We start from the raw sequence: 24,350 nt of genomic DNA, 5'->3' as shown, positions 1-24,350 counted from the left end.
TAATCTTTGCACATAATGGTCACTTATAATGAAGTAAGTTTAGCATGAATCCAGTAAAAAACAAAAAGATTCACAGGGTGACCTGTGAATCCCGCAACCATTTATTTTAGCTCCTTGTCTCTTCGTACGCCTTTATGCTCTCTTCCATCTGCAGAGTCAGCTCGATTTCGTCCCAGCCATTCATCAGCATATTATGCCAATAAGGATGAATCTCAAAATCAGTCTGGAAGCCCAAATTGTCATAGACCAGCTTCTTCTCGAGTGAAACCGTCAATTCATAAGGCTGGTTGGCAGCCTGCTTATGCAAATAGGATATTTCATCCTCTGACAATGTAATCGGAAGGACTCCATTTTTCAGGCAATTTTGCTTGAATATATCGGCAAAGGAAGGAGCAATCAGTACCTTGAATCCATAATCCTGCAGTGCCCAGGGGGCGTGCTCCCTGGAGGAGCCGCAGCCGAAATTTTCCCCGGCTATAAGAATTGAGGCTCCTTCGTTCCCTGGCAGATTGAGCTCGAATTCTAGATTCGGTTCTCCATTTGGCTGGAAACGCCAGTCATAAAACAAGAACTGTCCGAAGCCTGTTTTCTCAATTCTTTTAAGGAACTGCTTAGGAATGATCTGGTCAGTATCTACATTCACCCGGTCCATTCCAACTGTTTTCCCGGTCCATTCTTTAAAGCTTGACATGTTAACAGGCTCCTTTCCTTTTGACCTTAAACGCGAATTTTATCATCGTGTTCATTGAAAAATTAAATCACAGCCCCTACCATCGCCCTCACATCAACAAAGCGTCCATGCAGTGCAGCGGCGGCGGCCATTGCCGGGCTGACGAGGTGGGTTCGCGCTCCGGCTCCCTGCCTTCCTTCAAAATTCCGGTTTGATGTCGAGGCACAATGCTCTTGAGGCCCGACGATGTCAGCATTCATGCTAAGGCACATGCTGCAGCCTGAATCTCTCCATTCAAATCCAGCTTCGATCAGCACTTTGTCCAACCCCTCCGCTTCTGCAGATTTCTTGACAGCCTGAGAGCCTGGCACGACAATGGCCTGGACTCCCTCAGCAACTTTTTGTCCTTTGACTATTTGTGCCGCAGCCCTTAAATCCTCAATACGCGAGTTAGTGCATGACCCGATGAAAACTTTGGTTACATCTATTTGTGCAATATCCTGCCCTTCCTCAAGTCCCATATATTCGAATGCCCTCATTACTGACTTTTTCTCAGCGTCGGACCGGCATTCATGTAAAAACGGGACTCTTCCAGTTACCGGAGCAGTCATAGAAGGGTTGGTCCCCCAGCTGACCATTGGTTCAATATCATTTCCATCAATTGAAATTTCCGCATCATATTGGGCATCCTCATCAGAAGCCAGCTGCTTCCACTTTAAAATATGATCCAGGAACTCATCGCCATCAGGAACATACTTGCGTCCATTCAAATATGCGAAGGTTTTATCATCAGGTGCCACGAGCGAAGCCTTTGCTCCTCCCTCGATTGACATATTGCAGATTGTCATCCGTTCTTCCATTGACATATTCCTGATGACTTCTCCGCAAAATTCAATGACATAGCCGGTGCCAAAATTAACACCGTATTTGCTGATGATAAACAGGATGACATCCTTGGCGCTCACACCAGGTCCAATAGAGCCCGATACCTCCACCTTCAGGGTTTTAGGTTTTGACTGCCAGAGGGTCTGGGTTGCGAGGACATGTTCGACCTCACTGGTCCCTATCCCAAATGCCAGCGATCCGAACGCCCCGTGTGTGGATGTGTGGCTATCGCCGCAGACAATTGTCATTCCCGGTTTGGTCAAACCCAGTTCAGGCCCGATGACGTGGACAATTCCCTGTTCCGGGCTATCCAGGTCTGCAAGGGCAATGCCGAACTCGTGGCAATTTTCCCTTAGCGTATCCATCTGGTTCTTCGCAACCGGATCTGTAATTTGATTGCGGTTAACGGTCGGGACATTATGATCCATTGTCGCAAACGTCAAATCCGGTCTCCTGACAGTTCTTTGCTTCATCCTCAGCCCTGAAAAAGCCTGCGGGGAGGTCACCTCATGTACAAGGTGAAGATCAATATAGAGCAGGTCAGGTTTTCCCTCCTCCAGATGGACAACATGACTTTCCCAAATTTTATCAATGATAGTTTTTCCCACAAGCAGCCTCCCCTTTTTTCTAATTATTCGAAATCTATTAAGCGTATGCGCCCATGATATTATAAATTGCTTCATTATCAAGCAAGGTGGCCCTGATTTCTTCGACCATCTGCTCAGTTGTCAATGTCATAGAGTCTAGTGAAGCAATATCTCGTGTCCTTCTTCCTGAATCCAATACTTGTTCCACTGCTTTCTCAACTGCATCTGCCTCTTCTGCCATTCCAAACGACATTCTGAGCATCATCGCGGCCGAAAGGATCATAGCAATTGGGTTCGCAGCGTTCTGACCCGCGATATCAGGAGCAGAACCGTGGATTGGTTCATACAGATATGGTCCTTCTACTGAAACACTTGCAGAAGGAAGCATGCCCAGCGAGCCAGTCAATACAGATGCTTCATCACTTAGAATATCGCCAAACATGTTCTCGGTTACGATTACATCGAATTGCCGCGGATTTTTGATCAGCTGCATCGCCGCATTGTCGACAAGCATATGCTCAAGCTTCACATCCGGATACTCTTTCGCTACCTCTTCAGCAGTCTCACGCCACATTCGGCTTGATTCCAAAACATTCGCCTTGTCGACAGAGGTCACTTTCCCCCTCCGTGTGACAGCTAATTTGAAAGCATAGCGCAGCACTCTTTCAATCTCTTTTTTCTGATAAAACAGGGTATCAACTACGGAAGCTTCACCTTTTTGCATGCTTCTTTCACTTGGTTTGCCAAAATAAAGGCCTCCTGTCAGCTCTCTGACAACGACCATATCCGCTCCCTCGATGACTTCCTTGCGAAGCGGAGACACTCCTGAAATACTGGAATAGTAATGGACCGGGCGAACATTTGCGTATAAGCCAAGGTCTTTCCTGATTTTAAGAAGACCTTTTTCTGGACGAAGATGTCCGGGAAGGCGATCCCATTTTGGACCTCCTACCGCTCCTAAAAGCACTGCATCACTGGATTTACATAAATCCAGAGTATGCTGTGGCAGCGGTGTTCCAAATTCGTCGATTGCCTCTCCGCCAATTTCTCCAAAAACGAAATGGAAATTATGGCCGAAAAGCTCAGCTACTGCCCGGAGGATGTTAATCGCCCCCCTGCTTACTTCCTTGCCCACTCCATCACCCTGCAGGACTGCGATCCTTTTTTCCATTACCTTCGCCTCCAATAAAATAAATTTTTTATAGCTAAACTGGCTTTTTAACTACCCATTCACTGCAACTTTCTTGTTTTCTTCCATATATATAACCCTGTTCACCGCATTCAAGTAAGCTTTTGCCGAAGCTTCCAGAACGTCCTGGGCAAGGCCACGGCCGCTCGTTTCCTGCCCTCCGAATACAAGCTTCACATATACCTGGGCAAGGGCATCTCTGCCGGCCCCTACTGACTGGATGCGGTAATCTAGTAAACTGGCGCTTTCGTTCATGCATTTTTCCAGAGTGTTATATAATGCTTCAATGCTTCCCGAGCCGGTGGAGGCCTCCTGGATCAATTCATTCTGGCATCCTGAAAGAGTGACCGTGGCAGTCGGAACCTGATTCGTGCCGTACTGCACCTGAATTGAATCCAAGCGATAATATTGCTGCTCCTTTGAAAGTTTTTCTTCAAGGATGATGGCTGCAAGATCCTCGTCAGTCATTTCTTTTTTACGGTCGGCAAGCTCCTTGAATACCGAGAATAAATGATTGATCTCGTGGTCAGGAACTGAGAGCCCGATTTCATTCAGCCTGTTTCGGAACGCGTGCCTTCCAGAATGTTTTCCTAGTACCATCGAATTGTTCTGCAGTCCCACAAGCTCCGGTGAAATAATTTCATAAGTAGACTTTTCCTTCAAGACGCCATCCTGATGGATACCCGACTCATGCGCAAATGCATTCCTGCCGACAACCGCTTTATTGGCCGGCACTGTCATGCCTGTAAGCTTGCTGACAAGGCTGCTCGTTCTGCTGATTTCCTTCAGGTTCATACTCGTTTCGGCCTGGTAGAAATCTTTGCGGATATGAAGCGCGACTGCCAGTTCCTCAAGGGCGGCATTTCCTGCTCGTTCGCCAATTCCATTAATGGTTCCCTCGACCTGTGTTGCCCCTGCCGCAACGGCCGCGAGCGAGTTGGCGATCGCCATTCCCAGGTCATCATGGCAGTGAGCCGAAAGCTCTACCTTACTAATAGAAGGAACATGCTCCTGTAAGTATTTAAAAATATTGCCATACTCCATCGGCGAAATATAACCGACGGTGTCAGGTATATTGATTACCTTTGCTCCAGCTTTGATTACTTCTTCTACGATTTCAGCCAGGAATTCAGGCTCGGTCCTGCAGGCATCCTCGGCTGACCATTGGATAATCGGAAACTTTGCAGCGGCATATTTTACCGTCCTGACGGCTGTTTCAATCACTTCGGCTTTTGTCTGCTTCAGCTTATGTTTCCTGTGGATCGGAGAGGTAGCGATAAACAGATGCAGCCTTGGTTCTGCACCAGTCCTGAGCGCCTCCCAGGCTGCATCAATATCTGAAACTACCGATCTCGCCAGGCCTGTTACTGAACAGCCCTTTATCGTCCGGGAGATTTCGGCTACTGAAGCGAAATCTCCCTTTGAGGCAGCTGGAAATCCAGCCTCAATAATATCGACGTTAAGCCTTTCAAGCTGTCTTGCAATCTCCAGCTTTTCGGAAAAATTAAGGTTTACTCCTGCTGATTGCTCTCCATCTCTTAAGGTTGTGTCAAAAATCTTAATTCTTCGCACTGGCAGCCACTTCTCTCTGCTTATGTTTATTGACAAAAGGCATCATGCTTCTCAGTTCGCGGCCCACCTCTTCGATCTGGTGCCTGTTCTCTCTTTCATTGATTCCGTTGAAATCAGGACGGCCAGCTTCATTTTCGGCAATCCAGCCCTCAGCGAACTTTCCGTTTTGGATATCCTCTAACACCTTTTTCATTTCTTCCTTAACCGCTGCATTTACAACTCTCGGCCCGCTGACAAAATCTCCCCATTGTGCTGTATCTGAGATGGAGTAGCGCATCCCTTCAAGCCCGCCTTCATACATCAGGTCTACGATCAGCTTCAGTTCGTGCATCGTTTCAAAATAAGCCAGCTCTGGCTGATATCCTGCTTCTACGAGAGTCTCGAAGCCAGCCTTTACAAGTGAAGTCAGGCCGCCGCATAATACCGCCTGTTCACCGAATAAATCTGTTTCTGTTTCTTCTTTAAATGTAGTCTCCAATGCGCCCGCTCTCAATGCACCGATGGCTCTAGCGTAGGCGAGCGCCAATTCAGTGGCTTCTCCCGAGACATCCTGATGGATAGCAAATAGTGCAGGTACGCCGGCTCCTTCCTGATATGTCCGTCGTACAAGATGACCCGGACCCTTAGGGGCTACAAGCAGAACATCACATTGCTCCGGCGGTACAATCTGGTTGAAATGGATATTGAAGCCGTGGGCAAACATAAGCGCCTGGTTTGTAAGATTAGGCTCGATTTCGTTTTTGTACACCGCAGGCTGGAGTTCATCCGGGAGAAGGATCATGACCACATCCGCTTGTGCAACTGCTTCGGAAACCGTCTTGACTTCAAAACCGTCCTGTTCCGCTTTATCCCATGACTTACCTTTTCTTAAAGCAACAACAACCTCAACACCGCTGTCCCTCAGGTTTTGAGCATGTGCATGGCCCTGGGAGCCATAACCTACCACTGCCACTCTCTTTCCGTTAAAATAAGCCTCGTTCGCATCACCGTTATAATACATTTTCGCCATTTTTCCTCTTCCTCTCTTTTTTTAAAATAATTTTAAAAGTTTATATATGAAGAATTACTTGTTAACAAAGTTACGAAAAGAGCTTAAACAAAAGACAAAGATTTCTGCTGGCTGGATGGCTGGTATCCCCTCGGGAACGCTGTTGTACCGGTCCGTGCCATTTCTCTGATTCCATATGGTTTGATCAATTCTATGAAAGCTTCGATTTTCTCTGACTCCCCTGTCAGCTGGATGATGATGCTATCCTTGCTGACATCGATCACCGAAGCGCGGAATGGCTCAATCAGTGAATAAATCTCTGAGCGATTATGCGGCAGCACTGGTACCTTGACCAGGACCAGCTCCCTCGCAACAATCGCCTGGTCACTGATGTCGGCCACCTTAAGGACATCTATTTGCTTGTTCAGCTGCTTGGTAATCTGCTCAGCCACCCTGTCACCCTCAACATGGACAACACATGTGATCCGTGATACTCCCTCCTGTTCGGTATGTCCGACGGAGATACTTTCAATATTATAATTTCTCTTAGTAAACAAATTCGTGATCCTGTTCAGGACTCCCGGTCTGTTCAGTACAGTCAACGTTATGATCCGTTTCATTTCTTCACACCCACCATTTCGTGGATTCCTTTTCCTGGAGCGATCATAGGGTATACATTCTCGTCCCCATCCACCCTGAAATCCAGAAGTACAGGTTCCTTATCATGCATCACTTCGTTCAAAACAGCATGGGCCTCCTCTTCTGTCCTGATCTCGAATCCTTTAATTCCATAAGCTTCTGCCAGTTTGACAAAGGAAGGCTGAACCGGATTTTTGCTATGGGAAAAACGAGAATCATAGAAAATCTCCTGCCATTGCCTTACCATGCCTAAAGCTTTATTATTGAGAATCACTATTTTAATAGGGAGCTGGTACTCAGCGATGACTGACAGCTCCTGTGTGGACATCTGGAAGCCGCCATCACCCACCACGGCGATGACACAGGCCTGTGGATCGGCAAACTGTGCGCCAATGCTGGCCGGAAGCCCGAAGCCCATTGTGCCAAGTCCCCCTGAAGTCACCCAACGGTCTGCTTCCTTTAAAGGATAGTACTGGGCTGCCCACATTTGATGCTGCCCCACATCGGTTACGACAATCGCCTCTCCTGCTGTTTTTTCATATAAGAGCTCCAGTACTTTTTGCGGCTTGAGCATCCCGGTATTTTCATAATGATATGGGTATTCATTTTTCCAGGACGCAAGAGTTTGACTCCACTCATCCTGTTCAGGAGGCGTACCGTCCTGGAGGAGCAGCTGATTGAGGGCTGCTCGAGCATCGCCAACGACAGGGATATGTGTCGTGATATTTTTGCCGATTTCAGCTGGATCGACATCAATATGTGCTACCTTTGCATTCGGGGCAAAGTGCTTTAAATTCCCTGTCAGCCTGTCATCGAATCTTGCCCCGATATTGATCAATAGGTCACATTGATAGAGCGCCATATTCGCTGCATAGCAGCCATGCATCCCTGCCATCCCCAGGAATAATTCATGATTTGCAGGAAAACCTCCCAAACCGAGAAGGGTATGAACGACGTGAAGTTTTTGCTGCTCTGCGTATTCCTTTAACAAGTTAGAAGCTTTTGCATGCAGTATGCCAGCACCGGCAAGGATGACTGGACGCTTCGCCCTGCTGACTGCTTCCGCCAGTTTTCTTACTTGAAGGTAATTCGGCTCGATTGTCGGCTGATAGCCTGGGAGCGAGATCTCCTGCTCAGCAGGCTCTTCAGCTGCCGCGATTGCCATGTCCTTCGGAAAATCGATGACGACTGGACCAGGCCGTCCGCTGGTTGCAATATAAAAGGCTTCCTTGATGATTCTTGGGATATCCTTCACATCGCGCACCTGATAGTTATACTTTGTAATTGGAGTCGTGATTCCCAGGATGTCAGCTTCCTGAAAGGCATCCGTCCCAATCACTCCTGTAGCCACCTGGCCGGTGAACACTACAAGCGGCAGGGAATCCATCATCGCATCTGCCAGGCCCGTTATGATATTGGTTGCCCCGGGACCCGATGTAGCAATTACAACACCAGGTTTTCCGCTGATTCTTGCATATCCTTCAGCTGCGTGTATTCCGCCCTGTTCATGCCGCGGAAGCACATGAAGGATTTTCGAATCATAAAGTTTGTCATAGATTGGGAGGACAGCACCTCCTGGATAGCCAAAAATGACTTCAACATTTTCCTTTTCCAACGCTTTTAACAGTAAATCTGCACCGCTTAGCCCGGTTGCATGGGACTTTTTTTCCTTCAAGGCCGCTTCCTGCAACATTTTTACAACTCCCCCCTAATTTACGAGTTTTTCAAGTAATCTTTACCAGGATCAAACAAAATAAAAAAGCCTGTTCCATCTCCATATGCCTGGCTGTGCCAGACAAAGGGATGGAATAGGCTTTAGCTCCTGTTCCACGGTACCACCCTTATTCACGCAAGATTGCGTGCACTCGTGACAGCCTAGGCTGCCGGTTTTGGTAACGAGTGATAGACACTCGGCAGATTTTACTTGGTTGCCCTTTCAAATCCGCGCTCCAGGGTGAGTTCATTTGATGCGGCATGGCCGGTTCTCAGCATTCCCGGCTCTCTGTTCATGCTTATCGCAAAAAATTACTTGTCCCTGTCTCCGCTTTTAACACTATGCAATTTAGCTGACTTGGTGTGCTTCCTGTTCGTAAACCTGTATTCCTTCCGCTACTACCTTCGCACGGAATTCACGCAGGATATTTTGCGTGTGTCTGCCTGGATTTCCTTCCCCGATGACTCTGCCATCAACTTTTACAACGGCAATGACTTCAGCTGCAGTCCCTGTCAGAAAAACTTCATCTGCGGTATATACATCATGGCGGGTAAACGGTTCCTCCTTCACCTCATACCCAAGGTCTCTGGCGATTTCAATTACTGCGTTTCTCGTGATCCCTTCCAGCGCACCTACATATCCTGGCGGTGTGAGGAAGGTGTTCCCTCTGACAATGAAAACATTATCAGCAGAACCTTCCGCCACATATCCCTGGTCATTCAGCATCAGTGCCTCGCTGACATTTGCGAGATGGGCTTCAATTCTTACAAGCACATTGTTCAAATAATTCAGTGATTTCACTTTAGGACTTAGCACATCCGGGCGATTCCTTCTAGTCGCGACTGTTACGATATCGAGGCCGCGCTCATAAAGTTCCTTCGGAAAAATAGCCAGCGGTTCAACAATGACCACGACATTTGCATTTGGGCATTTGTAAGGATCCAGTCCCAGGTCACCGACTCCTCTTGAAACAACAATCCGGATATAAGCATCTCTCAGTTTGTTCCGCTTTACTGTCTCGACTACGAGATCTGTAAAGTCCTCTTTAGAGTGTGGCATGTTCAGCATAATGGATTTCGCTGACCGATAGAGCCGGTCCATATGCTCTTCCATCCGGAAGATGTTGCCGCTGTATACCCGAATCCCTTCAAAAACACCATCTCCGTATAAAAAGCCATGATCATATACAGAAACCTTAGCATTTTCCTTGGTGACAAATTCACCATTCAAATAAATCCATTGCTCGGGCACGAATAACACTCCTTTAGTAAATAGACGCTTTAAATTATTAAAATTTAGTTTTAAAAAAATACAATTTTACTCAATTCGAAATTGATATAAAACTGTGTTCCCAATTGGCTGTGTACCAACTTGTTCTTATATTTGAGGATTATCTTACGCCCAATTTCAGCCCTCGTCAACCGGTATTTTTTAAATTATTTGATAATTTCGATTAGTTAGTTTATTTGTATACGCTTACATTGTTGATATATTCACATTTAAGAAAAAGAAAATTTTTTTTGCTGAAGCTAGATTTTATGGCGAATGATACTGCGAAACAGCGAAGATCAAAAAGAGGCTCATCCAGGAAAGGGCAAAAAAAAACTCACCTGCGATAGGTGAGTTTAAGGTATGTAGTTTAAATGGCGTCCCAGGAGAGATTCGAACTCCCGACCGCACGCTTAGAAGGCGTGTGCTCTATCCAGCTGAGCTACTGGGACATAATTGTTTTTTAAAGACAAGATTTATTATATTAGCCAAATGACTAAATGTCAACAGAAAATGAAAAACTTTTTTGAGGAAAGCCGGATGACTCCCCTCAAAAAAATATTATAGTGGTTTTATTGATTTTTGTGAAGGGAAAATTCCTGCCTCAAGCCGGGCAATTCACCCTTTTGGTACTCATAGATTCGCACAGTCGCCCGCTCGCCTTCAAGATCAAGGATGACATATGTCTGTTCCTTTCTTCCCCGCGGGAGCCTGATGCTCCCCGGGTTGATAAAAAGGACATCTTCAATCATTTCCGCACCAAGAAGATGGGAGTGCCCAAAACAAACAATCTCCGCTCCTGCTTCTTTAGCCTTATAAAATAAATTGACCAAAGTGCTCTTCACTGAGTATAGATGCCCATGTGTCACGAGGATTTTAGTCCCGCTGATTTCATGTATTTCTTCATCAGGAAAATCACCGTAAAAATCACAATTTCCTTTGACGGACTTAAAGTTTTTGATGGCTGGATCACTTTCAGCTAACTCAGAGTCTCCGCAATGAAGCATCAGATCAACATGCGAACCATGGAGCTGCCCGATGTGCTCAAGCATCTCCGCAGAGCCATGGCTGTCACTGACAATCAAAATTTTAGCCATGTTAAAAATCCCGCCCCTTTAGAGCCTTCTCTAATTCTTTTATAGCAATTGCCCGGTGACTGATTTTATTTTTTTCTTCGGAAGGAAGCTCCGCCATCGCTTTTCCCAATGAATCCACAAAGAAAATAGGATCATAGCCGAAACCGTTTGAGCCCCTCCGCTCCCGAAGGATATGCCCTTCACAAGTTCCAAAGACTGTCAGCGTCTCCCTGCCCGGTTCTGCCATCGCCAGTGAACAGCAAAATCTTGCAGACCGCTCGGAATCTGGCACCTCTTGAAGCTCTTTGAGTACCTTGTCGATGTTTGCCTCATCATCTTTTTCCAATCCTGCATAACGTGCAGAATAAACACCTGGACGGCCCTCCAGTGCATCCACCTCAAGACCTGAATCATCTGAAATGACTCTTGCTCCCAAAGCCCTGGAAATTGTTTCGGCTTTTAACACTGCATTCTCCTCGAATGTCGTTCCTGTTTCTTCAACATCCTCAAGCTCAGGAAAATCAATCAGCGTTTTTACCGTAAGGCCATATGGTAAAAACAGCTTCTCAAATTCCTTTGCTTTTCCCTTATTTTTTGTAGCGATAATGACTGTTTCCATTGAAGTACCTCTCCTAAGCCTTTTTTGCACTGTTGATCTTTGCAGAAAGTTCTTCGCCGAGTGCTTCCTTCTGCTTATCAAAAAGCTCCATGATCCCTTCCTGTGCCGCCGACAGCAGTTCCTGGAGCTGGCTGTATGAAAATGTCGCTTCTTCTCCTGTACCCTGGAGCTCGACAAATTCGCCATTTCCTGTCATCACGACATTCATATCAACATGTGCAGCAGAATCCTCGACATAATTCAAATCGACAACCGCCTGACCGTTTGCTAGGATGCCAACACTGGTCGCGGCAAGGAAGTCCGTAATAGGGAATGATGAAAGTTTTTTCTGCTTGCTAAGCTTATAAAGCGCCTGTGCCATAGCCACATATGCGCCTGTAATGGAGGCGGTTCTCGTGCCGCCATCTGCCTGGATTACATCGCAATCGACCCAGACTGTACGCTCTCCAATCGCTTCAAGATTAACCACAGCTCTCAGGGCTCTGCCAATCAAGCGCTGGATTTCCATCGTCCTTCCTGTGATTTTACCCTTTGCAGCTTCCCTGATATTTCTCTGCTCAGTCGCACGGGGCAGCATGGAATATTCAGCCGTAATCCAGCCCTTGCCTTCCCCTCTCATGAATGGCGGAACCCGGTCTTCGATGGAGGCAGTACAAATCACCTTTGTGTCTCCCACCGAAATCAGAACAGAGCCTTCCGGATGCTTTAAATAATCAGTTTCAATATGTATTGGTCTTAATTGTAAAGGTTCACGACCGTCAAATCGCATGTGTGTGTCCTCCTTTTGCGTATATGGGAATCAGCAGTTCCTGACTTCCTGGTCACAATAAATAAGAGGCAGCATCATGACTGCCTCTTCATATGTCTTTATTTAGTATACCAAACTCCAGCTATTAAAAACTACCAGTGTTAACTTTTTCAGGACGGGTAACCGGCTCAGAAAGCTTCTCGCCCTTTTCAGTCAGGACATCAGTGGCCCCCTTCACCGTTAGGGCAACTCTTTCGACACCTTCCTGTTCAGTCAGGGAAAGCACTAGCGAGTTCAGGATATGCTCAGAAACCATTTTTTCCTCAAAACTGCCGTAGATGGCTTCATTGAAATTCAAAGTAACCTTGCCGCCTTCGAATTTAGGTTTATCCAGCAGCTTTACATCATTCTGGAACTCAGAAAGAAGGTTGGATGCGTAGGACGGACCTTCAACCAGTTCGTTTACGATCGCAGTAATATTGTCATTCACATTGTTGCTTACACGGCGGGTTACAGGCACATAATAATATGCTCCTTCTTCACCGCCAACATAATAGACTGTTACCGCCTTCGTATTGCTGATATCAACTACATCGGAGTTATCCATATTGATTCCATCGGCACGGCTTAAGTCCTCGCCAATAGGAGTGCCGTTGACAGGCATTGCCTCAAGAGGTTCTCCATTCAGCTGGAGCTTAACCTTGTTCACACTGTCAAACTGGGTAAGTGTCCATGTAACAGCCTGGAGGATTTTCTTCTCATCTTCTTTTTTATAGCCCGCAAACTCTTTGGAAAAATCAACAATTGCTGTTCCATCCTTGATATTCACGGTCATCTGGGTGTCAGCTGGAAGGACAGCACGGAATCCATTAGGCAGCATCTCCTGAACTGGCCCATTGGCTACCAGATACTCAAGCGCCTGCTTGGCAACACTTTCGGTTTTTGGAAGCTCCATCGCCTGGGATACAACATACCCATTTTTATCAATCAAGTAAAGCTCTGTCTGGACTGTTGTTTCCACGGCTTCTGCTCCGTCCTGCTTAGTTTCAGCAGAAGTATTTTGATCGACAGCCTCCCCATCCTCCATGAAGGTAACATCCTGCGGCGGATCAATTTTCTTTTTTTCTTCCCCGCCAAACAGCCCGCAGCCGGACAAGAAGACAGTGGTTGCCAATGTTGCCGCAGTAACGATGACCGCTTTATTATTTTTTGACATATAAATCCCTCCAAAGACAGTTTGTACTATCATGTATACGAGCCTCACGATATTTTAGACCGCCTTTGAAAAAGATTTTTGTACAAACCATTTTCGAGAGTGATTAATGCTGCGGATACTAATTGTTTTTGAAGCTCTGGGATATGGACCTGCTCCTTTAGCACTTGTTTCATAACGATTCGAAGTTGTTTAAAAATTGCTGTTACTCTTTTTTTGCTGGCTAAAATATTTCCTTGAAACACAAAAAGGCCCCCGAAAATGGAGGCCTGTTTATCCCAATTTAACTTTTTCGATATTATCAATTGGCTGTTCGAGCCATTGTGAGGCAATGCTCCTGAAAATGGTCCTTGAGCCGGTCGTATAAAAAAGGTGTTCTGGCAGCCCTTCCCTGTCCGCAAACATGTCATTATGGCCGAGGATTGTACTCACTTCACGTGCAGTCTCCTCGCCTGAGCTGATCACCTGGACTTCCTCACCCATCACTTCTTTAATAAGCTGCTCGAGCAAAGGATAATGTGTGCAGCCCAATATCAATGTATCAAGGCCTTTATTGCGCAAAGGCTCCAGTGTCTCCATGACAACCTTCCTGGCAACAGTTCCGTTATATTCACCGCTCTCTACCAGGGGTACGAATTTCGGGCAGGCAAGGCTTTCTACCTTTGTTTTGCGGTTGATTGCTTTAAGCGCATGCTCATACGCCTTGCTTTTCACCGTGCCAATAGTGCCAATTATGCCAATTTGATAGTTCTCGGTTACCTTTATGGCAGTTCTGGCTCCCGGCTGGATCACGCCCAATACCGGAATGGAAAGTTCATTCCTGATTTCTTCCAGTACAACAGCAGTTGCCGTGTTACAGGCAATCACAAGCATCTTAATATTCTTTTCAAGCAGGAAGCGGGTCATCTCCCATGTGAATCTCTTCACCTCTTCGACAGGTCGAGGGCCATATGGGCAGCGTGCCGTATCGCCTACATAGATGATCTGTTCATAAGGCAGCTGGCGCATTACTTCCTTCGCTACTGTCAACCCGCCAACACCTGAATCAATGATTCCGATTGGTTGGTTCAAAAAACTCGCCTCATTCTCCACGCATTTCTTGATGTAATTTTGCTAATCCATTTTTCAGAGAAACGACCTCATCGCCGGAAAAATCCTTCAGCACCTCCTGAAGATAAGCCTGGCGCTTCTTGATTACTTCATCAATGATCCTCTCTCCCTCTCCAAGGAGATGGATGCGGACAACTCGTCTGTCATTAGGATCCTTAACCCGGACAACAAGTTCATTTTTTTCCATGCGGTCTACCAGGTCAGTTGTCGTGCTGCAGGCCAGGAACATTTTATTCGATAGTTCGCCAATTGTCATATCCCCATCTTCAAACAGCCACTGAAGTGCCACAAACTGAGGCGGGGTGATTGTATAATTGCTAAGGAGCTCACGGCCCTTTTGCTTAATGATTCCAGATATGTACCTTAAATCTTTTTCAATATCAGCAACTGTGTCAAGATCCTGATGATTTTGGATTCCTTCAAGATTCATCTGTAACAACTCCTAAATTTGCATTCGCCAATTTTATCTATCCAAAAACATAAATTCATGCTGTATGACGTTTGATCTTATTTTCCTATTGCCCTTATTTTCTACTTTTTTCGAGCAAATTTCAAGATAGAATTGAGAATTACAGCTTATATCGCCTGATTTTGGCCCTTTAAATATCTTAACCGGCCTCCCAAAAGGTTGGCCGGTCTAGATTAAAGTTCTAGCTCTCCCATACGCAGGAGCTCTACAACAGCTTGGGAACGCCCCTTTACACCAAGCTTTTGCATGGCGTTGGAAATATGGTTCCGAACCGTTTTTTCGCTGATAAATAATTCACTAGCGATCTCTTTTGTTGTTTTGTCTTGTACTAACAGTTCGAAAACTTCTCTTTCGCGTTTAGTGAGTAATGGCTTGTGAGTATATTCATTTTCCTTCAAGTATTGTAACCCTCCTTGCCTTCGCCAGCTGTGAACTGCGGGGTGGGTATAAATTTAGTCAACATATCATATGTGAAGGAAAGATTGGAGTGACAATAATTCAGGGGCTTCCTGAGCTTTTTTATAAAAATGTTCAAAATTTATTTCACAGCGGATTTCTTGCTGTTTGCAAGCAGCTTGCGCATCTCTTCTGACCACGGAACACCCTTGCCTGTTTTCTTGGATATTTGAACGATTGTTCCGCGTCCTGCAAGGCAGATCGCCCCGTCCGCCTTTTTTCCCATATAGTGTAAATCAACCGAGGAGTTGCCGATTGAATTTGCTTTTACATAAATCTTTAAATCTTCATCAAAATAAATCTGGCTTAAATAACCACACTGCAAATCCGCAACCACGGGGATTGTTTCATTTTCTGGCCTGACCCAATCCTGCATGAAGCCCTGGCTTTTGAAAAAATCGATCCGTGCCATCTCAAAATAAGTAAACGGAACCGTGTTATTCAGGTGGCCAAACATATCTGTCTCTGAAAACCTGACCTTCACTTCATGATAATACTCAAACTCTTTTTCCCAGCTTACGATGTCTTCGATATAATTGGTATTCTTCATTTATATGCCTCCTGATAACTGAATGAACATTCATTCTTTTCTTTATTATAAATATATTTGGATTTTTTGAAAATAATAAAGACCAGGATTATCTTAAAAAGTATCCTGGTCTGCTTTTTATGTGATTAATCATTATCAGCTGTTCGTTTAGCATAAATAATAAAACGGTCGGGAGCATTGCCTAAGTATGAAAAGGGGTAGCAGGTCGTTAACAGCAATTCCTCTTCGTTGTTTTGCAAGGTGATAATACTAGTATCCTCGGCAGACACAATTTTTGTTTTAATAATTTCATAAGCAAATTTCCCATATGGCATCTGCACGATCAGCTGATCACCTATTTTCAACTCTCCTGCCTTCCGAAAAACAGTATCCCGGTGACCCGATAGTACAATCTGGCCGTTTTGCTGAGGATAGTAGGAGCCTTTATAATGCCCTACTCCCTTTTCAAGATCATCCGGGTCGGTCCCCTCCACAATTGGCAATTCAGCAGCAATTTTGGGTATGCTCAATAAACCGGATGCTTCTCCGGTTTCAGGCTTGAATTCGTCATGTAACAGCATCTTCCTATCCTGTTTTACCAGTGCCTTTGCAGCTTGATAGGCTTCCTTTTCCTGCTGATCAGCAGCAAGAATCTGCCATAATCCTTTTCCGAGAACGAGCAATCCGCATATGACAACAACAAGAGCTATAATTTTTGTCCCTCGCATCTATATCTCCACTTATTTCCTTTTCTTCAGTATAGCAGATGGATGCTTTTGACCCAGTAGTTATTAATAGATTAAATATGAGGATTTTCGACAGCTTTATCTCTGAAAATAGCTGTTTTCGCAAAGATTGTTGCTATACCTATGTTGAATTTAGATCCTGTTGATTGTTGTGGAAGGCGCGAAGACTCCTTCGGGATGAAGCGGGACAGGTGAGACCCCGGAAGAAATGGTCCGAAAAGAAGGGACCATTTTTCCCCGCAGGAGCGAGAGCGACGAGGAGGCTCACCGCACGCCCCGAGGAAAGCGAAGTGCCTGGAACGGAAATCAACAGCATTTTACTGCAAAGCCTTCTTTGAAAAACATCTAGAAGGAGATTTATAAGCATATAGAATAGCAACAAAGTATTTGAAAAGAGCCTTGAACATAGCGGTGGATTAATTGGAGGGATGCTCAATGAAATTAGCCATGTTAACAGAATTGAAATACCAGATTTAAAGAAAAAACCCCCTTTTTCTTTTGAGGAAAAAGGAGGTTGAATCATTATACTTGATCGCTTCCGAAGAAGTTTTTGAATGCTTGAAGTGTTGTATCACGGTTCAAGGCAGCAATCGAAGTAGTCAATGGAATACCTTTAGGGCAAGACTGTACGCAGTTCTGTGAGTTACCGCAGTTTGCAAGTCCTCCGTCTCCCATGATTGTTTCAAGTCGCTCGCCTTTGTTCAATGCACCTGTTGGGTGAGCGTTGAACAGACGTACCTGTGATAGTGGCTGAGGCCCGATGAAATCAGACTTGCTGTTTACATTAGGGCAAGCTTCAAGGCACACGCCGCAAGTCATACATTTTGAAAGCTCATATGCCCACTGGCGTTTCTTTTCAGGCATGCGTGGTCCTGGTCCAAGGTCATATGTTCCATCGATCGGAATCCAAGCTTTGACACGCTTCAAGGAATCGAACATGCGGCTGCGGTCAACCTGCAGGTCACGCACAACCGGGAATGTTCGCATTGGCTCAAGCCTGATTGGCTGTTCAAGCTGGTCAACAAGCGCAGAGCACGACTGGCGCGGACGTCCGTTGATGACCATGGAGCATGCTCCACAAACTTCCTCAAGGCAGTTCATATCCCATGCGATTGGAGTTGTAGCTTCACCCTTCGCATTCACCGGATTACGGCGGATTTCCATCAATGCTGAAATTACGTTCATATTTGGACGGTAATCTAATTCAAACTCTTCCTGATAAGGGGCTGAATCAGGAGTATCCTGACGGCTGATAATAAAACGAACAGTTTTCTTCTCTGACATCCCTCATTACTCCCCTTTCTTCTTAGAATAATCGCGCTTACGCGGCTGGATCAATGAAGTATCAACGTCTTCATAGTGGAATGCTGGCGCAGAGTCTGATGCAACAAACTTCGCCATCGTTGTTTTCAAGAAGTCCTCATCATTACGATCAGGGAATTCCGGTTTATAGTGAGCTCCACGGCTTTCATTACGGTTATAAGCTCCGATTGTGATAACACGCGCAAGCTGAAGCATATTTTGAAGCTGGCGAGTAAACACTGCGCCCTGGTTGCTCCATTTAGCTGTATCGTTAATGTTGATGCGCTTGTAGCGCTCCATCAATTCTACGATTTTCTCATCTGTCTTTAACAGTCGGTCATTGTAACGTACAACTGTCACGTTGTCGGTCATCCATTCACCAAGCTCTTTGTGGAGGACATACGCATTTTCAGTTCCATCCAATGACATCACATTCTGCCACTTCGCTTCTTCTTTTTGAACATGCTCGTCAAAGATAGAAGATGAAATAGCATCGGAGCTCTTCTCCAGCCCGTTGATGTAACGGATTGCATTCGGTCCGGCGACCATACCGCCATAGATTGCAGATAATAGAGAGTTAGCGCCAAGACGGTTCGCACCGTGCTGAGAGTAATCAACTTCACCAGCTGCAAATAGCCCAGGAATATTCGTCATTTGGTCATAATCAACCCATAGTCCGCCCATAGAATAGTGGACCGCAGGGAAGATTTTCATAGGGACTTTTCTAGGATCATCACCCATGAATTTTTCATAGATTTCAATGATACCGCCAAGCTTGATATCAAGCTCTTTTGGATCTTTATGCGAAAGGTCAAGATAAACCATGTTCTCGCCGTTGATTCCCAGCTTCTGGCTTACGCAAACGTCAAAGATTTCACGAGTTGCGATGTCACGAGGAACCAGGTTGCCGTATGCAGGATACTTCTCTTCAAGGAAGTACCATGGCTTACCGTCTTTATACGTCCATACTCGTCCACCTTCACCACGTGCAGATTCACTCATCAGGCGCAGCTTGTCGTCGCCAGGAATCGCAGTAGGGTGGATCTGGATGAATTCACCATTAGCGTAATAACCGCCCTGCTGGTAAACGATCGCAGCAGCAGAACCAGTATTGATGACAGAGTTAGTAGTCTTGCCAAAGATGATTCCAGGGCCGCCAGTTGCCATGATGACTGCATCTGCAGCAAAAGATCTGATTTCCATTGAAGTCAGGTTCTGTGCTACAACCCCGCGGCACACACCTTCATCATCCTTAACGATTCCGAGGAATTCCCAGCCTTCGTATTTCGTAACAAGGCCAGCTACCTCATGGCGGCGAACCTGCTCATCCAAAGCGTATAACAGCTGCTGGCCGGTTGTAGCACCTGCGAATGCAGTACGGTGATGCTGTGTCCCACCAAAGCGGCGGAAGTCAAGAAGGCCTTCAGGGGTACGGTTGAACATTACACCCATACGGTCAAGAAGGTGGATGATTCCTGGTGCTGCTTCAGCCATTGCTTTTACAGGAGGCTGGTTGGCAAGGAAGTCACCGCCGTAAACTGTATCATCGAAGTGCTCCCACGGGGAGTCACCTTCACCTTTTGTATTTACTGCACCGTTGATTCCGCCCTGTGCACAAACAGAGTGTGAACGTTTTACCGGCACAAGTGAGAATAGCTCAACAGGTGTTCCTGTTTCAGCCACCTTAATAGTGGCCATTAAGCCAGCCAGACCGCCGCCGACTACGATAACCTTACCTTTACTCATTGTGACTCACTCCCTTAAATCCATGTCTGTCTTACAAATCCGATCAATTTATACAAATGCCAAGATTGCGCGCACACCCACAATTGATAGCGCAATGAATACTCCGATAGTGATGTAAGTGGAAATCACCTGTGCACGAGGCGTAACCGTGATACCCCAGCTTACAAAGAATGACCACAATCCGTTAGCAAAGTGGAAAGTAGTAGAAATGACACCAATCAGGTAGAACCAAAGCATGAATGGCTCAGCAAGAATCGTCTCCATCATCTGGAAGTTCACTTCTGCACCAAACGCAGCCGCGATACGTGTTTCCCAGACGTGCCATGCGACAAAGATCAGTGTGATGACACCGGACACACGCTGAAGCATGAACATCCAGTTCCTGAAATATCCATATTGGCCTATATTGTTCTTAGCTGTAAAAGCAATATAAAGTCCGTAGATTGCATGGAATAATAATGGTAAGAAGATGATGAAAATTTCTAGAAAATACCTGAAAGGCAGCTGCTCCATAAAATGAGCCGCATTGTTAAATGATTCTTCTCCCCCCGTAGCAAAATGGTTGACTACAAGGTGCTGCGTAAGGAAAAGACCTACTGGAATGACACCCAGCAGCGAGTGCAGCCTCCGCCAATAAAACTCTTGTTTACCTGCCATATGTATACCCCCCTTGAAATTTGGCCGTGATGTCCAGGCTTCTCTCCCTAACCCTATTAACCTTACAGATCGAATAAACCCAACATCAAATTACTAAACAAATAAACAAATCTTACAATTATGTGACATGTTCATTTTACTCCCATCATAATAGAGCGTCAAGAAAACGGATACATAAAAATGCTTATATAACGAAAATTTTTTAAATATATTGATATTGTAAAAATGCCACTTTCTAATTATTTTATCGTCTGCAAGAGTATATTAAAATAATAGTATTGTCTTATATAATCACGATTCATTTTTTTTTGCAGGTGAAAATTTTAGCCTGTAAGAAAATGGGTATGGTATTAACATGAAAAAAATCCAATAAAATTTCTAATGTGCCTGCAATACTTTGGACCTGGGCAGACTGCCATCAGTGGAAAATGATTCTTGCATAGGCTTTGTTAATGCTGCATGATGAAGTATAAACCCTGTTGATTGTAGTGGAAGGCGCGTAGACTCCTCCGAAAATGCTACCGCATTTCCATCGTGCGTGGGTAAACTCGCAGAAGCCTATTCAATGTCCTGCGGGCGCAGCTGGACAGGTGAGACCTAGGTAGAAATGAACCGAAAGAAGGTTCATTTTACCCCGCAGGAGCAAAGCGACGAGGAGGCTCAGCGCCAGCCCCGCGGAAAGCGAAGCGCCTGGAACGGAAATCAACCGCCCTGTTAAACAGAGCCTTTATAAAAACCAAAATGCCAATGCAATCACGGAACAAAACTAAAATTTAACAGTAATGAAATACAGAATCCCTGGTTGTTTTTTTAGCAAATTGTTTATAATAGAATCATAGAAAGAGGGGAAAATATGAGTGAATTAACAACTTCAGAGCAGCAAGCTGGAAGCGAGGCCCTTACCGTTTCCCAATTTGGCTATGAGCTTGTGAGGGAGATCCTGATTCCCGAGCTGCTCGGCAAAGATACCGCAGAAATTCTTTATTGGGCAGGAAAACGCCTTGCCCGGAAATACCCGTTGGCCGACCTGGACGAAACCATCCGTTTTTTCCATGATGCAGGCTGGGGCAGACTGATAATCAAGGAAGAAACACGAAAAGAAATGGTGCTGGAACTTGGCAGCGAGCTGATTTCCTCTCGTTTAAAAAATAATCCCAACACCACATTCCAGCTTGAGGCAGGCTTTCTCGCACAGCAAATCGAGCTGCAAAAGAAAGCAACAGCAGAAGCCTTCGAACACCCCAATAAGCGTTCATTCCGCATTCAATTCACCATCAAATGGGACAAAAACGACTTTATTAATGAATGAGTAACGGTCACTGAAGGATTTTGAATTCAGTGTGCAAGTAGAGGAATTATATTGCTAACACTAGCGGCGAGGCCAGGGAAATTTATTTCTCTGGTTTTTTTGGTTTAGAAGTATGGTTTAAATTACGTTTTTCTTGAGCCCATTGGACAAGAGCCTCAAAATCTTCAGGCATTTTGTAAATCCGGCCCTTAGTGCAACCGTCTATTGGAAGCTTCATAGCTGACAGCATATTTCCCATAGCTCGCGAATTTTCTAACAGGATGAATTTACTCATTTCCGAATTTGTTAGAGTTTGGCTGATAAGAAGAAAATAATCAATCACACTTGTATAATGAGCAGTTTTAGAGTGAATTGAGCAATGAGAGCAAACCCATTTACGTTTCAACCGCTCCATTCCAAAAGCAGAGCAAGAAGGACATCGAACTCCCTTTTGAAGGTCAGCTAATGATAGTGAATATTTAGAGAGCAGCGAAGGGTAGTGTGGCTTGTGTTTTTTGACGAGGGTTTTGGAGAGTTTTTTAATTTCCTTTTCTGTAAAGAAGTCGCTTAAAGTAGAGCTATCCATTTTCTTGATTCTATCGACAAGGATATCCCCTTTTATAACATACTTATAAAGTTTAAGATCATTGGTTTTAATTATCGTTGCGGAATTGCTGATGGCAACCAGGGTATAGATGGGAGGGACTTTGAAATTGTTTTCTATAAGCCATCTCTTAAGATGCCATTTTTGATTTTTGACTTGAATCACTGGATTATCAAATGCCTTTTCTTTCTCTTGCTTTGTTTGGATCATTTGCTCGGAATCTTTTTCAAAGAAGATGGTACCCGAGAAGTTTTTTGTCTCAATGAGAAGAATATACCGATGGGTTATTATGAGGGTGTCAATCTGGAAATGCCATGTGCCATCCTGCAGCCTTATATCTCTAATAATCCAATAATCTTTTTCGGGCAAGAAGCTTAAACGGTAATCCGTTTGCAGTTCCCCTTTATACCCTGCCCACCAGCCTTTGTAATCCTCCTCAATTTCCCCCCTTCTCGGACAATTTTCCTTAAGTCTGCTTAATAATGCCTCATACATTCTCAATCTAATTGGATAAATTCTATCTTTTACAATCATGCGAATCCCTCCTCCGGTATTTTTCATAAGAATTCTTTAAAAATATTTAGATTCCTGCCCCCATATAATCACAATCTTGAACTTTCTTTGACAAAACAATTATTTAGATCAGGTAAACTTGGATTTCTCAATAGTAGAAAGGTGTTTTAAGGAGGTATGAAAATTTATTCACCAGTAGGAAAGGATTTTTGACTAGTAGGAGAAGTTTTTTGACTAGTAGGAACAGGTTTTTCACCAGTAAAAGAGATTTATTCACCAGTAAGCGATTTCCGACCGATTTCCAACCAATTTTCTACCCGATTTTCACCCCAAATCCCAACAAAAAAAGCCCCCCAAACCCGGAAGGCTTTCCAATCCACAACTTATTTCGTCTTCACTGACTCTGAATACAATTCAAACGCTTCGTGCAGGGCTTCTACTGCATGAACCATCTGCTCCTCTTCAAGTACGGTTGATACCTTGATTTCGGATGTGCTGACCATTTTCACCTGGATGCCGTTGCCTTCAAGCACTTCGAACATCTTGGCTGCTACACCCGGGTTGGATACCATTCCGGATCCTACGATCGACACCTTCGCAAGGCCTGTTTCAGATTCAATTTCCTTGTAGTTCAGCACTTCTTTATTACTGTCCAATACATCCAAAGTTTCAGCCAGATCATTGCTCTTGATGGAAAAAGAAATGTTGGCAGTGTTAGCTTCTGTGCGGCTTTGGACGATAATGTCGACGTTGATATGATGCTGGGCCAATGTTGTAAAAATAGTGGAAAGTCCTTTCAATGATGTGCTCACTCCAAGGACTGATACTCTCGTGATTTGGTCTTCAAACGCGACTCCGCGCACTACTAAATTCTGTTCCATTCCAATCTCCTCCTCAATGATCGTGCCTCTTTCTCTCTCCATGCTGGATCTTACCTCGATCGGCAGTCCATAGTTCTTGGCGAATTCCACCGCACGCGGATGGAGCACGCCTGCTCCAAGGTTTGCAAGCTCAAGCATTTCATCATAAGAAACACTCAGCAGCTTCCTTGCACTTTTCACATATCTTGGGTCTGTTGTAAACACACCGGTGACGTCTGTATAAATATCACACTTATCAGCCTTTAAAGCGGCTGCCAATGCAACAGCCGTTGTATCAGAACCGCCGCGGCCCAATGTCGTGATCTGGCCGTCATCTGTCACTCCCTGGAAGCCAGCCACAATCACAACTCTGCCGTCCTTTAAATCGCCAGCAATCCTGTCTGTTTCGATATCAAGGATTCGAGCGTTGCTATGCACTGCTTCAGTTTTGATGCCCGCCTGCCAGCCGGTATAGGAAACAGCTTCGATTCCCATTTGCGCCAGCGCCATTGAATAAAGGGCAATCGTGATCTGCTCGCCAGTTGTCAAAAGCATATCCATTTCTCGTTTTGATGGAGCGGTGGAGATTTCATTCGCCATATCGACCAGATGGTCCGTTGTTTTACCCATTGCTGAAACGACGACAACCACATTATTTCCATTTTGCAATTCTTCTGCAGTCCTGCTGGCTGCATTCTTGATTTTTTCAACACTGCCAACCGATGTTCCGCCAAATTTCTGTACAATTAATCCCATAATTTCCTTTCCCCTGCCTTTTCTTTCTATTTTTTCTGCCTCTAAAAAAGAGCTTCATGGATTAGCCGCATATGTATTTTTTCCCTAAGGCTTGATTTGCATGACAATCTGTTTTCACAGATTCAAAGAAAATTGCCTTTTAAAA

The 24,350-nt window shown here is 45.0% G+C and carries 24 protein-coding genes, 1 tRNA gene and 1 other annotated feature; of the genes, 1 reads left to right on the top strand and 24 read right to left on the bottom strand.

Annotated features, from left to right (window positions below; translation table 11 throughout):
* Nucleotides 1-106: 106 nt before the first annotated feature.
* The 22 genes from leuD to AC3EBE_RS13060 all read right to left on the bottom strand — a co-directional run bounded on the left by leuD (nt 107) and on the right by AC3EBE_RS13060 (nt 20,184).
* Entirely contained in the window at nt 107-691 is a 585-nt protein-coding gene (gene leuD, locus AC3EBE_RS13165) for a 3-isopropylmalate dehydratase small subunit (RefSeq protein ID WP_488595491.1), read from the bottom strand.
* Nucleotides 692-753: 62 nt separating this feature from the next.
* Nucleotides 754-2,163 carry a 3-isopropylmalate dehydratase large subunit gene (gene leuC / locus AC3EBE_RS13160; protein ID WP_488595490.1) on the bottom strand — a complete coding sequence of 470 codons (1,410 nt, stop codon included), beginning with the start codon at nt 2,161-2,163 and terminating at the stop codon, nt 754-756.
* 37 nt (nt 2,164-2,200) lie between these two features.
* A complete protein-coding gene (gene leuB, locus AC3EBE_RS13155) occupies nt 2,201-3,313 on the bottom strand; it encodes a 3-isopropylmalate dehydrogenase (protein ID WP_488595489.1) in 1,113 nt (370 codons plus the stop codon).
* Nucleotides 3,314-3,364: 51 nt separating this feature from the next.
* Nucleotides 3,365-4,903, bottom strand: a complete 1,539-nt coding sequence (locus AC3EBE_RS13150; protein WP_488595488.1) for a 2-isopropylmalate synthase — start codon at nt 4,901-4,903, stop codon at nt 3,365-3,367.
* Complete coding sequence (gene ilvC, locus AC3EBE_RS13145; protein WP_488595487.1) at nt 4,890-5,912, bottom strand: ketol-acid reductoisomerase; 1,023 nt, start codon at nt 5,910-5,912, stop codon at nt 4,890-4,892. The genes AC3EBE_RS13150 and ilvC overlap by 14 nt, the downstream gene beginning before the upstream one ends.
* An 83-nt stretch (nt 5,913-5,995) precedes the next feature.
* Complete coding sequence (ilvN, locus tag AC3EBE_RS13140; RefSeq protein WP_488595486.1) at nt 5,996-6,511, bottom strand: acetolactate synthase small subunit; 516 nt, start codon at nt 6,509-6,511, stop codon at nt 5,996-5,998.
* Nucleotides 6,508-8,223 carry an acetolactate synthase large subunit gene (ilvB, locus tag AC3EBE_RS13135; protein WP_488595485.1) on the bottom strand — a complete coding sequence of 572 codons (1,716 nt, stop codon included), beginning with the start codon at nt 8,221-8,223 and terminating at the stop codon, nt 6,508-6,510. The genes ilvN and ilvB overlap by 4 nt, the downstream gene beginning before the upstream one ends.
* 103 nt (nt 8,224-8,326) lie before the next feature.
* Nucleotides 8,327-8,581 (bottom strand) — a binding site (T-box leader).
* Nucleotides 8,582-8,592: 11 nt separating this feature from the next.
* The gene (gene ilvE, locus AC3EBE_RS13130) at nt 8,593-9,495 is read right to left on the bottom strand and encodes a branched-chain-amino-acid transaminase (RefSeq protein ID WP_488595484.1); all 903 of its coding nucleotides are present in this window, start codon (nt 9,493-9,495) and stop codon (nt 8,593-8,595) included.
* A 393-nt stretch (nt 9,496-9,888) separates the two neighbouring features.
* Nucleotides 9,889-9,965 (bottom strand) — tRNA-Arg (locus tag AC3EBE_RS13125).
* Between the two features lie 120 nt (nt 9,966-10,085).
* Nucleotides 10,086-10,610, bottom strand: coding sequence for a metallophosphoesterase (locus AC3EBE_RS13120; RefSeq protein WP_488595483.1), 525 nt, complete (start codon nt 10,608-10,610; stop codon nt 10,086-10,088).
* A gap of 1 nt (nt 10,611) precedes the next feature.
* Nucleotides 10,612-11,208: an XTP/dITP diphosphatase gene (locus AC3EBE_RS13115; protein ID WP_488595482.1), complete on the bottom strand. Its 597-nt coding sequence runs from the start codon at nt 11,206-11,208 to the stop codon at nt 10,612-10,614.
* 13 nt (nt 11,209-11,221) lie between these two features.
* Nucleotides 11,222-11,977 carry a ribonuclease PH gene (rph, locus tag AC3EBE_RS13110; protein ID WP_488595481.1) on the bottom strand — a complete coding sequence of 252 codons (756 nt, stop codon included), beginning with the start codon at nt 11,975-11,977 and terminating at the stop codon, nt 11,222-11,224.
* 124 nt (nt 11,978-12,101) lie between these two features.
* Nucleotides 12,102-13,172 carry a GerMN domain-containing protein gene (locus AC3EBE_RS13105; protein WP_488595480.1) on the bottom strand — a complete coding sequence of 357 codons (1,071 nt, stop codon included), beginning with the start codon at nt 13,170-13,172 and terminating at the stop codon, nt 12,102-12,104.
* 44 nt (nt 13,173-13,216) lie between these two features.
* Nucleotides 13,217-13,414, bottom strand: coding sequence for a hypothetical protein (locus tag AC3EBE_RS13100; protein WP_488595479.1), 198 nt, complete (start codon nt 13,412-13,414; stop codon nt 13,217-13,219).
* A 28-nt stretch (nt 13,415-13,442) separates the two neighbouring features.
* Complete coding sequence (racE, locus tag AC3EBE_RS13095) at nt 13,443-14,240, bottom strand: glutamate racemase (protein ID WP_488595478.1); 798 nt, start codon at nt 14,238-14,240, stop codon at nt 13,443-13,445.
* A 10-nt stretch (nt 14,241-14,250) separates the two neighbouring features.
* Complete coding sequence (locus tag AC3EBE_RS13090; RefSeq protein WP_488595477.1) at nt 14,251-14,709, bottom strand: MarR family winged helix-turn-helix transcriptional regulator; 459 nt, start codon at nt 14,707-14,709, stop codon at nt 14,251-14,253.
* Between the two features lie 212 nt (nt 14,710-14,921).
* Complete coding sequence (gene gerE / locus AC3EBE_RS13085; RefSeq protein WP_019154738.1) at nt 14,922-15,146, bottom strand: spore germination transcription factor GerE; 225 nt, start codon at nt 15,144-15,146, stop codon at nt 14,922-14,924.
* 140 nt (nt 15,147-15,286) lie between these two features.
* Nucleotides 15,287-15,754, bottom strand: a complete 468-nt coding sequence (locus tag AC3EBE_RS13080) for an acyl-CoA thioesterase (protein WP_488595476.1) — start codon at nt 15,752-15,754, stop codon at nt 15,287-15,289.
* Nucleotides 15,755-15,879: 125 nt separating this feature from the next.
* A complete protein-coding gene (locus AC3EBE_RS13075; protein ID WP_488595475.1) occupies nt 15,880-16,461 on the bottom strand; it encodes a class D sortase in 582 nt (193 codons plus the stop codon).
* A 540-nt stretch (nt 16,462-17,001) separates the two neighbouring features.
* Nucleotides 17,002-17,763, bottom strand: coding sequence for a succinate dehydrogenase iron-sulfur subunit (gene sdhB / locus AC3EBE_RS13070; RefSeq protein ID WP_488595474.1), 762 nt, complete (start codon nt 17,761-17,763; stop codon nt 17,002-17,004).
* 6 nt (nt 17,764-17,769) lie between these two features.
* Nucleotides 17,770-19,527 (bottom strand): succinate dehydrogenase flavoprotein subunit, encoded by a 1,758-nt coding sequence (sdhA, locus tag AC3EBE_RS13065; RefSeq protein WP_488595473.1) that lies wholly within the window; start codon nt 19,525-19,527, stop codon nt 17,770-17,772.
* A 48-nt stretch (nt 19,528-19,575) separates the two neighbouring features.
* Entirely contained in the window at nt 19,576-20,184 is a 609-nt protein-coding gene (locus tag AC3EBE_RS13060) for a succinate dehydrogenase cytochrome b558 subunit (RefSeq protein ID WP_488595472.1), read from the bottom strand.
* Nucleotides 20,185-21,037: 853 nt separating this feature from the next.
* Here AC3EBE_RS13060 and AC3EBE_RS13055 point away from each other — a divergent pair.
* The gene (locus AC3EBE_RS13055; RefSeq protein ID WP_488595471.1) at nt 21,038-21,493 is read left to right on the top strand and encodes a YslB family protein; all 456 of its coding nucleotides are present in this window, start codon (nt 21,038-21,040) and stop codon (nt 21,491-21,493) included.
* Between the two features lie 82 nt (nt 21,494-21,575).
* Here the strand turns inward: AC3EBE_RS13055 and AC3EBE_RS13050 are convergent, their stop codons facing one another.
* Together AC3EBE_RS13050 and AC3EBE_RS13045 are read right to left on the bottom strand one after the other, a co-directional pair.
* Nucleotides 21,576-22,610 (bottom strand): nuclease-related domain-containing protein, encoded by a 1,035-nt coding sequence (locus AC3EBE_RS13050; RefSeq protein WP_488595470.1) that lies wholly within the window; start codon nt 22,608-22,610, stop codon nt 21,576-21,578.
* A gap of 362 nt (nt 22,611-22,972) precedes the next feature.
* A complete protein-coding gene (locus tag AC3EBE_RS13045) occupies nt 22,973-24,205 on the bottom strand; it encodes an aspartate kinase (protein WP_488595469.1) in 1,233 nt (410 codons plus the stop codon).
* Between the last annotated feature and the right edge of the window lie 145 nt (nt 24,206-24,350).

This window comes from Mesobacillus sp. (genome assembly GCF_057785455.1).
This window is presented reverse-complemented; position numbering and strand designations above follow the sequence as displayed.